The organism is Nocardia cyriacigeorgica (genome assembly GCF_010868145.1).
GTDB lineage: Bacteria > Actinomycetota > Actinomycetes > Mycobacteriales > Mycobacteriaceae > Nocardia > Nocardia cyriacigeorgica_D.
This window is the reverse complement of the sequence record NZ_JAAGUY010000011.1, coordinates 165,839-174,816: the sequence shown is the minus strand read 5'-3', so window position 1 is coordinate 174,816 and position 8,978 is coordinate 165,839. Positions and strand designations below refer to the sequence as shown.

10 protein-coding genes are annotated in these 8,978 nt (G+C 65.5%); 6 read left to right on the top strand and 4 right to left on the bottom strand.

Annotation, left to right across the window (positions count from 1 at the left end; translation table 11 throughout):
* Nucleotides 1–454: 454 nt before the first annotated feature.
* Entirely contained in the window at nucleotides 455–1,309 is an 855-nt protein-coding gene (locus tag GV792_RS15705) for an SDR family oxidoreductase (protein WP_163824843.1), read from the bottom strand.
* 181 nt (nucleotides 1,310–1,490) lie between these two features.
* Here GV792_RS15705 and GV792_RS15700 point away from each other — a divergent pair, with 181 nt between their 5' ends.
* A complete protein-coding gene (locus GV792_RS15700; protein WP_163824842.1) occupies nucleotides 1,491–2,483 on the top strand; it encodes an LLM class flavin-dependent oxidoreductase in 993 nt (330 codons plus the stop codon).
* Between the two features lie 149 nt (nucleotides 2,484–2,632).
* Here the strand turns inward: GV792_RS15700 and GV792_RS15695 are convergent, their stop codons facing one another.
* Entirely contained in the window at nucleotides 2,633–3,502 is an 870-nt protein-coding gene (locus tag GV792_RS15695; RefSeq protein ID WP_163824841.1) for an alpha/beta fold hydrolase, read from the bottom strand.
* Between the two features lie 76 nt (nucleotides 3,503–3,578).
* On the opposite strand from GV792_RS15695, the gene GV792_RS15690 reads away from it, so the two are divergent.
* Entirely contained in the window at nucleotides 3,579–4,286 is a 708-nt protein-coding gene (locus tag GV792_RS15690) for a TetR/AcrR family transcriptional regulator (RefSeq protein ID WP_163824840.1), read from the top strand.
* Between the two features lie 186 nt (nucleotides 4,287–4,472).
* On the opposite strand, the gene GV792_RS15685 is transcribed toward GV792_RS15690, so the two are convergent.
* Both GV792_RS15685 and GV792_RS15680 read right to left on the bottom strand, forming a co-directional pair.
* The gene (locus GV792_RS15685; protein ID WP_163824839.1) at nucleotides 4,473–4,853 is read right to left on the bottom strand and encodes a hypothetical protein; all 381 of its coding nucleotides are present in this window, start codon (nucleotides 4,851–4,853) and stop codon (nucleotides 4,473–4,475) included.
* Nucleotides 4,850–5,266 carry an FAS1-like dehydratase domain-containing protein gene (locus GV792_RS15680; protein ID WP_163824838.1) on the bottom strand — a complete coding sequence of 139 codons (417 nt, stop codon included), beginning with the start codon at nucleotides 5,264–5,266 and terminating at the stop codon, nucleotides 4,850–4,852. Before GV792_RS15680 ends, GV792_RS15685 begins: the two co-directional genes overlap by 4 nt.
* Nucleotides 5,267–5,433: 167 nt before the next feature.
* Between GV792_RS15680 and GV792_RS15675 the strand changes: the two genes are divergently transcribed.
* The 4 genes from GV792_RS15675 (at nucleotide 5,434) to GV792_RS15660 (ending at nucleotide 8,973) form a co-directional block, all read left to right on the top strand.
* Nucleotides 5,434–5,793 (top strand): hypothetical protein, encoded by a 360-nt coding sequence (locus tag GV792_RS15675; RefSeq protein WP_163824837.1) that lies wholly within the window; start codon nucleotides 5,434–5,436, stop codon nucleotides 5,791–5,793.
* The gene (locus tag GV792_RS15670; RefSeq protein WP_163824836.1) at nucleotides 5,786–6,415 is read left to right on the top strand and encodes a Dabb family protein; all 630 of its coding nucleotides are present in this window, start codon (nucleotides 5,786–5,788) and stop codon (nucleotides 6,413–6,415) included. The genes GV792_RS15675 and GV792_RS15670 overlap by 8 nt, the downstream gene beginning before the upstream one ends.
* A 179-nt stretch (nucleotides 6,416–6,594) precedes the next feature.
* Entirely contained in the window at nucleotides 6,595–7,761 is a 1,167-nt protein-coding gene (locus GV792_RS15665; RefSeq protein ID WP_256668650.1) for a Rieske 2Fe-2S domain-containing protein, read from the top strand.
* A 33-nt stretch (nucleotides 7,762–7,794) separates the two neighbouring features.
* Nucleotides 7,795–8,973 carry an acyl-CoA dehydrogenase family protein gene (locus tag GV792_RS15660; protein WP_163824834.1) on the top strand — a complete coding sequence of 393 codons (1,179 nt, stop codon included), beginning with the start codon at nucleotides 7,795–7,797 and terminating at the stop codon, nucleotides 8,971–8,973.
* Nucleotides 8,974–8,978 lie beyond the last annotated feature (5 nt).

The following is an 8,978-nucleotide window of genomic DNA, read 5'->3' as shown; positions in this document are numbered from 1 at the left end:
CCAGCAAAAAGATTTGCTGACTAAATGTCCGACCTCAACACACGGGGGTATGAGAGGCCGGAACCAAATATATTATTTGGCACTGACATTCATCGACACACTATTGAGTTCTCAAAGAACAGGCGCACAAACATCCGCCCTAGTGTTCGACTAGGAGCTTCAGTGAGGCAGGTTCTCTAGCTTACCGATCAGTGGCTCAGAGTCAAATCCGCTCTTCGACCGGCTTGTCAGGCGCTCCTCGTCCTACCTCGTTTCCCAGGCCCTGTGGGCTCCGGGTCGGTGTCCGTGTCGCTCTGACGTTGAATAAGTTACGTGCCGGACAACGCTACGTCAAATCCTCACGTCGCCATCATGTTTCCGCTGGTCAGCGACCTTGGGCGGGGCCCGAAAACGGTGCGGATCACACGAATGTGACTCAGGACACCAAGATCAATCTTTTCGGGCCCTCCCGACCTCAGATCCCCATGCGCCAGACGAGCGCATCCACGGTCCGCGGCGACGCCATGCCGATCGCCTGGAGAAGCCTGGCGTACCGCGGATAGAGCTCGACCGGGCGAGTGCGGATGGCGGTGAGGATCCACTCGGCGGCCGCGTCGGCCGACAATGCGGGGGCATCGTCGTACTTGGCAGTCGGCGCGATCATCTCTGTACGAATGAGCGGGTATCCGATGGTGGTGACGTGCACGCCGTGACGTCGGGTCTCCGCGCCGAGACTCCTGCCGAATGCACCGAGCGCAGCCTTGGAGGCGTGGTACGCGGTGAACATCGGCATCGATCCGGCTGCGACACCCCAGGTGGCGATGTTGATGATGTGCCCGCGGCGCGCATCGAGCATCGACGGAAGCAACGCCATGGTGAGCCTGGTTGCGCCGAAGTAGTTCAGGGCCATGGTTCGCTCGTAGTCGTGGAACCGGTCGGTCGCGTCGTCGGCGCGGCGCCGGATCGAACGGCCCGCGTTGTTGACAAGAACGTCCACAGCCCCGAATTCGGCGCCGACCTGTTCGGCGAGGGATTCGATGGCGTCGCCGTCGGCCAGGTCATAGGCCAATGCCTCGGCCTTGCCGCCCGCGGCGCGGACGCTGTCACGGACCTCGTCCAACGCTTGCGCACCACGGGCAACGAGGACGAGGTTCGCGCCCTGCGCGCCGAGCTTATGCGCCGCGACCTTGCCCACTCCCGATGACGCGCCGGTGAGCAGCACCGTCTTACCGGCGATGTCCTGGCCGCTCCCCGGTCGCAGCAGCGTCGTGGCTGCGCGTATGAGCGCGGGCGGGTTCAGCAGGGCTGCTCCGAAACGTCCGGTTGCCATCGGACTCCTCTCAGTAGGGGTGGTCACCATCTACGATCGTAGCCAATTGACCTAACCGTAATTTACCCATAGGTCAGTTTCTAGAGCGTCCTCCATCTCGCTGGCCACATTCATGAGCCAGGCGAAATACCGCGGGCGACCCGCGCGTTCGAACGGGGGTACGCAATCGCGAAGGAGCCCCATGATCAACGTCCCACTCTCCGTGCTGGATCTGGCGCCCGTGCAGGAAGGCAACACCGCCGGTGACGGGCTGGCCGCCACGACCGAGCTGGCGCAGCGGACCGAGGCGATGGGGTATTCGCGGTTCTGGGTGGCCGAGCACCACAACATGCCCGGAATCGCCAGCGCCGCGCCGAGCGTGCTGCTGGCCCACCTCGCCGCGGCGACCTCCCGTATCCGGGTCGGCTCCGGTGGCGTGATGTTGCCCAACCACGCACCGCTCGTGGTGGCCGAACAGTTCGGGACACTGCACGCACTGCACCCAGGACGCATCGACCTCGGAATAGGACGAGCTCCCGGAACCGATCAGGCGACAGCCCTTGCGCTGCGCCGTACCAAGGACGGCTTGTCGGCGGAGTCGTTTCCGCAGGAACTGGCAGCCCTACTCGCCTACTTCCGCGGCACCAGCCCGGACGGCATCGCCGCGACGCCCGGCCAGGACGACGAACCGGAGATCTGGCTGCTCGGCTCCAGCGGCTATAGCGCACAGGTCGCGGCCATCCTCGGCGTGCGATTCGCCTTCGCTCATCACATCAGTCCGAACAACACCGTCGCCGCACTCGAGTTGTATCGCGAGAACTTCCGCCCGTCAGAGCAGCTGGAGCGCCCGCATGCCATGGTCGCGGCGGCGGCCATCTGCGCCGACACCGATGAGCAGGCCGAACTACTGTCCCGCCCGCGCGAGATGGCGTTTCTGCATCTGATGTCAGGGCGCCCGCGCAGACTGCCCACTCCGGAGGAGGCCGCCGACTTCCCCGCCAACGATCGCGAACGCCATTTCGCCGACCAGCGCCGCGCCGGTCAACTGCTCGGCTCCCCCGACACCGTGCGTCGCCAGCTCATGGGCCTGGTCGAGGAGACCAAGGCCGACGAAATCATGCTCAATACGCTCGTCTACGACATCGAGGCGCGCGCGCGGTCCTTCGAGTTGATCCGCAAGCTCACCGAAAGCTGAGCTCATTGGCGGCGGCCCCCCGATCCCGCGGTCGAGAAAGTTTCGCGCCATAAGGTGGTATCGGGCACAGCAAGACGACATCTGCGTCGGCTCGCCGAGCCTGGGGCCATGGTGCGGTGGCGAGCATCCGCACTGGTTCGGCCTGACAGCTACCTACCGGAGCGATCCGTTTCCGGGAGTTCCGTCGCACCGGCGGGGACATGCTCGTCGAGGAACTCGGTGATGATCGAGGTGACCTCGTCCGAGCGTTCGAGCATCGGGACGTGACCGCTCCGCGCGAGGAACTCCGCGCGGTGGGGTTGTAGCTTCTGATTGAGGACACGCCCAGACTCGGCGCTGAGCACCCGGTTGTCCGCACCCCAGATCGTGCATACCGGCGGCAGCGCGTCACGATCGACGTCCGACCATTTATCCAGTGCTGCATAGGATTTCAAATCTTTGACCAATCCGAGCAGGGCACGTGCGGGCCAGCGGGTGATGTCGTTCACGATCGAGCGATCGGCGGCGAACGCCTTGCCGTCGGAGAACCAGAACCGGACGATCGCATCGATCGACCAGCGCGGCAGCGTCACCGCGCTCACCGCTGTGGCGCCGATCGATGGTGTGTGGCGTGCGAGACGGGCCAGTGGTCCGAGATCGCCGGCAAGTGCGGTGGACTCGGTCAACGGATTGCATGCGACGACGGCGTCGACCCGGTCCGGCGCGCGACGCGCAACGGTCAGACTGATGGCCGACCCGAGACAGTTCCCGACGAATGCCGCAGACGCTATCCCCCGGTCGTCGAGGAACCGCTCGATCATGGCGGCGTAGCGGTCGAGAGAGTAGCCGTCGCCCGGCCGTCCGGACTCGCCGTAGCCGAACAAATCGAGCGCGTATATCTGACGGCTGGTAGCGAGGGCCTCGATCTGCGAGCGCCAGATGACATGCGATGAACCCGCGTTGTGCAGGAATACGACCGCCGTTCCACTTCCGCGCTCGAGATAGGCGACGTGGGTGTCCTCGAATTCGAATCGTTGCATTTCCGCTCCTCGACGACTGGGCACCCATGCGTGGAAACCAACTGGTTTCCATCAATGAACAGTACAGTCGGCAGGAATGGAGGCGCAACAGGTGGGCGTGGAATCGACGGGCAGACTCGCAGAGCTGGTGGCACGGCTGCGTAGCGGCGTGCCATTGGACAAGCTGTCGCCCGAGTCCCGGCGGCACGGCGGGCTCTCCGGCGAGGACGTCCGTACAGATCAACGCTGGCGTCTATTGGGAGCTACGGCGTATGTGGTCGCCACGCACGGCTACTGGCCTGCCACCATCCAGCAGATCGTCGACGCGGCCAAAGTGTCGAAAAAGACGTTCTACAAGCATTTCTCGTCGAAGGAAGAAGCGTTCCTCGCGGCATTCGAGGTCAATGAACTGGTTATCGCGGGCGTGCGCGACAGCATCGACTTCGCGGACCTCGATCGGCTCCTCGACACCATGATCGGCAGCTACTTGGCCGTCCTGCAATTGGCGCCCGAGGTCACCGAAATGTTGTTGTTCCAGCCGCTCGGCGCGACGCCGGCGATCCGAAGCGCGCGCACCGCCGCAATCGCTCGCTATACCGCCGCGTTGCAGCAGGCTTTCGCCGATGCCAGGCAGGCGGGGTTACCCATTGCCGAGCTGTCCGATGCCGAGATCACCATGCTGCTCGGCGCCATCAACGAGCTATGTGTCCAGCACATCGACGCCCACGGGCTGGGGGATCTGCCTGCGGCACTGCATGCGCCGCTGGCCGCCTTCGTCGAACGTGTTCTCAGTATCCGCACCTGACCGCCGCGCCCGACTACGACCTGCGAGGTCCAGAAACCTGCCGCCCGACTCCGTCCTGCGCAGCGGCTCGGCCAAGCGGTCCCGGTCCATTCCCCGTGTGCGCGGTGGCGCTCGCGCAGAACGGAGCGATGCGCCGCGTCACTGGTAGCGGCCTCGGCTACCGCCGTGTCGACGAGCTCGTGCGATTCATTCGCACACGAACGTCGCCCACGCGCGGACGGCAACGCGTCCATCCTGATCGGTGCCGACCAAGGTGACATCCACGCACGACTCACCATCCAGAACATATTGCTGCACAACGTATCCCGAGCAGGTGAGCGTGTCCCCCGGCCACAGTGGGCGGGTGCATCGGGTGCGGAAGCGGCGGACGGTGTCGGCGCCGAGCCACTCGGTCGCATAGGTGGAAAGCAGCGCCGCCGAAAGCGGGCCCGAAGTAGCGGTGAAATCCGGTGCGGCCGGGTCGTTGTCGGTCGTGGGCACCGGGCCACGCGCAGCGTCCAGGTACTGGGCGAAATCGGCTTCGGTGAGTGGGCCGAATGTGGCAGGCGCGGGCGTGGTGGCGGTCATGCGGGCTCCTGCGAGGTGGGACGGGTGCCGGTCATCCATGATTCGGCGACCAGGCGGCCGGTGGGGTCGAAGTACTGGGTCACCATCGCGACCATGGTCACGGGGCTGTCGTTGTCGTCGAGTACTTCGTAGACGCGTTCGATCCGCGACTGCGCGGTGAGCCGTTCGCCTGCGCGCGGGGGTGGGCCGAAGAAGCGGTAGTCCTGCTCGATCGGAATGCCCGGCCAATGGTCAGCCGCGGTGGGCTCCCCCGCCGGGGCCAGTCGTGCCGGCAGGAATGTCGGCGGGACAACCGGTGCGTCGGCCGTCGTGTGCGCCGCCGCCCGCGACCGCGTGGCAGCAGCGAACTCGCGGATCCCGGCCGCGTCCACTTCGAGGTCGAGGCGACCACCGACCGTCGCAACATGCACCATCGCCACATCCCTTCTCTAGAGCCTGACGCCACGGTAGAGCCGGTCCGGGCCGGGTGACCTGCCCTGTTCCCACTGATCGGGAACGGTGCGTCACGGGGCAGGGCGGTCCGCAGACCATCGCACGGTGCCGGCGCGATCCCGCGCCGGAATCACTGGTGAGGAGCGCGATGAGCGGGACGGCGGACGAACCGGCGATTTACATCGTCGACGAGATGGTGGCCCCGCCCGGACAGGGGCGGGCATTTCTCGACAGGTACCTGCGGCAGTACGCACCGGGTGCGCGGGACCGCGGGTTGGTATTGGACCGGGTGCTGGTCAGCCCGCCGGTGTGGCTGAACGAGCAATCGAACACGATCACCGTCAGCTGGACGGTGCACGGCGCCGAGCGGTGGTGGCGCCAGCGGCTCGGTGCGAGCCGGGATCCGGAGGTGGCGGCGTGGTGGCGCACCGCCGATGATCTGCTCGTCAGCCGTCGGCGAACGACCAGTTGCGCCTACGAGGATGTGGAGGGATTGTCCGATGTCTGAGGTCGTTCATCTCGTTCATCTGACCGAGCCGTCGAGGCGCGACGAGCTCGCGGCCGAGGTCCGCGGCCTCGTCGAACCACATGCACGCCGAACGTTGATCGCCGCGACGCTGCCGGGCGGCATCGATGCCGGAGACCTCATCGTCCGGCTCCGGTTCGCCGACGAATCCGGTCGGCGAGCAGCCGAGGAAGTCGTCGATCGATGGTCTCGAGAGCCGTCCATCGAACGCGTGGAGACGGCCACCTTCACCGGCACACCGACACCGGGACGGCATTCGGCGGCACCGAGCGTCTATCGGGTATTGCTGGTCGCGGTCGACCCGCACGCCGACCGCGCGCTGGTGGATCGATTCGAAACCGAGACAGCGGCGATGCCCGACTACATCCACGCGATCGGCACCTCCCTGCTGAGCCGTGCGGGCGACCCCGGCGGACATGGATGGACGCATATCTGGGAACAGGAATTCACCGATATAGATGGACTGACCGGGCCGTATATGACCCATCCGTACCACTGGGCCCATATCGACCGTTGGTTCGACCCCGAACACGGAACCAAGATCGTGAACCGGCTCTGCCACAGCTTCTGCGCACTGGACACCGCCCTGCTCTCGTCTTCGTGATCGGCCCGTCCCTCCCAGCCACCGGGACCGGTCGCTCCCGCTCACCGGGAACGGCGCAGCCTGCGGATTCGCGACCGCCGAAACCTGTCCGCTGACCGGGAGGACACCGTTCGCGCCGGCCGTATCGGGTCCAGTATTTGACTCAGATCACAGTCATCCGGTGGAACATGGAGGTTTCGATGCCGGGTCTATCACCGAACGGCTCAGCCCAGAGCGCGGACGAATTCAGGACGATCGAAGCCGCGGCGGCGCCCACCCGGTTCGCCCGCGGCTGGCACTGCCTCGGTCTGCTGAAGTCCTTCCAGGACGGCAAACCACACGAGGTCAAGGCCTTCGGCACGACGCTGGTGGTGTTCCAGTCCGAATCGGACGGAAAGCTCAATGTGCTCGACGCGTTCTGCAGGCATATGGGCGGCAACCTCGCCCACGGCAGCGTCAAGGGCGATTCGATCGCCTGCCCGTTCCACGATTGGCGTTGGGGCGGCAACGGCCGCTGCACCGGCATCCCGTACGCGCGCCGCGTCCCTCCGCTGGCCAAGACCCGGTCCTGGCCGACGCTCGAGCGCAACGGCCAGCTCTATGTCTGGCACGACCCGCAGGGCAGCAAGCCCACCGATGAGGTGACCATCCCCGAGATCGAGGGGTACGGCAGTTCGGAGTGGACCGACTGGACCTGGAACTCGATGCTGATCGAGGGCTCACACTGCCGCGAGATCGTCGACAATGTCGTGGACATGGCGCACTTCTTCTACGTGCACTACGCCTTCCCGCGTTATTTCAAGAACGTCTTCGAAGGCCATGTCGCCACCCAGTACATGCGCTCGACGCCGCGCCAGGACATCGAGGTCGGCACCAACTACGACGACCCGAACTCGACCTTGCGTTCGGACGCTTCGTATTTCGGCCCGTCGTACATGATCGACTGGCTGTGGAGCGAGGCCCAGGGCATGACGATCGAGACGATCCTGATCAACTGCCACTACCCCGTCACCGAGAACTCGTTCGTGCTGCAGTACGGCGCGATGGTGAAGAAGCCGCAGGGTATGTCCGATGAGGCCGCCAATGCGATGGCCGCGCAGTTCGCCCAGGGTGTCGAGGTCGGCTTCGAGCAGGACATCGAGATCTGGAAGAACAAGGCCCCCATCGACAATCCGCTGCTGTCAGAGGAAGACGGCCCGGTGTATCAGCTGCGCCGCTGGTACAAGCAGTTCTACGTCGACGTCGAGGACATCACCGAAGACATGACCAAGCGGTTCGAGTTCGAGATCGATACCGAGCGCGCCGTCACGAGCTGGGAGGCCGAAGTGGCCGACAACATCGCCCGTGGCGCCGTCATCACCACCTAATCCGTTCGCGCATACGACAGGAACACAGCCCCGATGAACAAGGTTCTCGACAACATCACGGCCATCGCCGATCAGCTGCGCGAGCAGTCCCCCGAGGCCGAGCGCCTCGGCCGCCTGCCCGACGAGACCGCCAAGATGCTGAAGTCGGCCGGCCCGATCAAGCTGCTGCAGCCCAAGAAGTACGGCGGTTTCGAAGCACACCCGAGGGACTTCGCCGAAACAGTCATGGCGGCCGCCTCGCTGGACCCGGCCACCGGCTGGATCTGCGGCATCGTCGGTGTGCACCCGTGGCAGCTGGCCTTCGCCGACCCGAAGGTGCAGGAAGAGGTGTGGGGCACCGACAACGACACCTGGATGGCCTCGCCGTACGCGCCGACCGGCATTGCCCGCCCGGTGGACGGCGGCTACATCTTCAACGGCCGCTGGCAGTTCAGCTCCGGCACCGACCACTGTGACTGGATCTTCCTCGGCGCCATGCTCGGCGACACCGACGGCAATATCGCCACCCCGCCGACCATGCTGCACATGATCCTGCCGCGCAGCGACTACGAGATCGTCGAGGACTCGTGGAATGTGGTGGGGCTCAAGGGCACCGGCTCCAAGGACATCATCGTCAAGGACGCGTTCGTGCCGTCCTACCGGGTGATGAACGGTGATCACGTCATCGACGGCACCGCACAGAAGGAGTACGGCGTCACCGAGACGCTGTACAAGATGCCTTGGTCGAACATGTTCCCGCTCGGCATCACCTCCGCGGTGATCGGTATCGCCGAGGGCGCGCTGGCCGCGCATCTGGACTACCAGCGCGATCGGGTCGGCGCCCAGGGCACCGCGATCAAGGACGACCCGTACGTGTTGTTCGCGATCAGCGAGGCCGCGGCTGATATCAACGCCGCCCGTCAGGAGCTGCTGGCCAATGTCGACAAGATGTGGGACCTGGTCGATGCCGGCAAGGAGGTCTCCTTCGCCGATCGTGCCGCCGGACGACGCACGCAGGTGCGGGCGGCATGGCGCGCGGTGATGGCCGTCGACCAGATTTTCGCCCGCTCCGGCGGTAATGCCCTGCGGATGGACAAGCCGCTGCAGCGGTTCTGGCGCGATGCGCACGCGGGCCTCAACCATGCGATCCATGTGCCGAGCACGGTGTTCCACGCCGCGGCGCTCGGCTCGCTCGGTGTGGAGCCGCCGCAGCACCTGCGCTCGATGATCTGATTTCG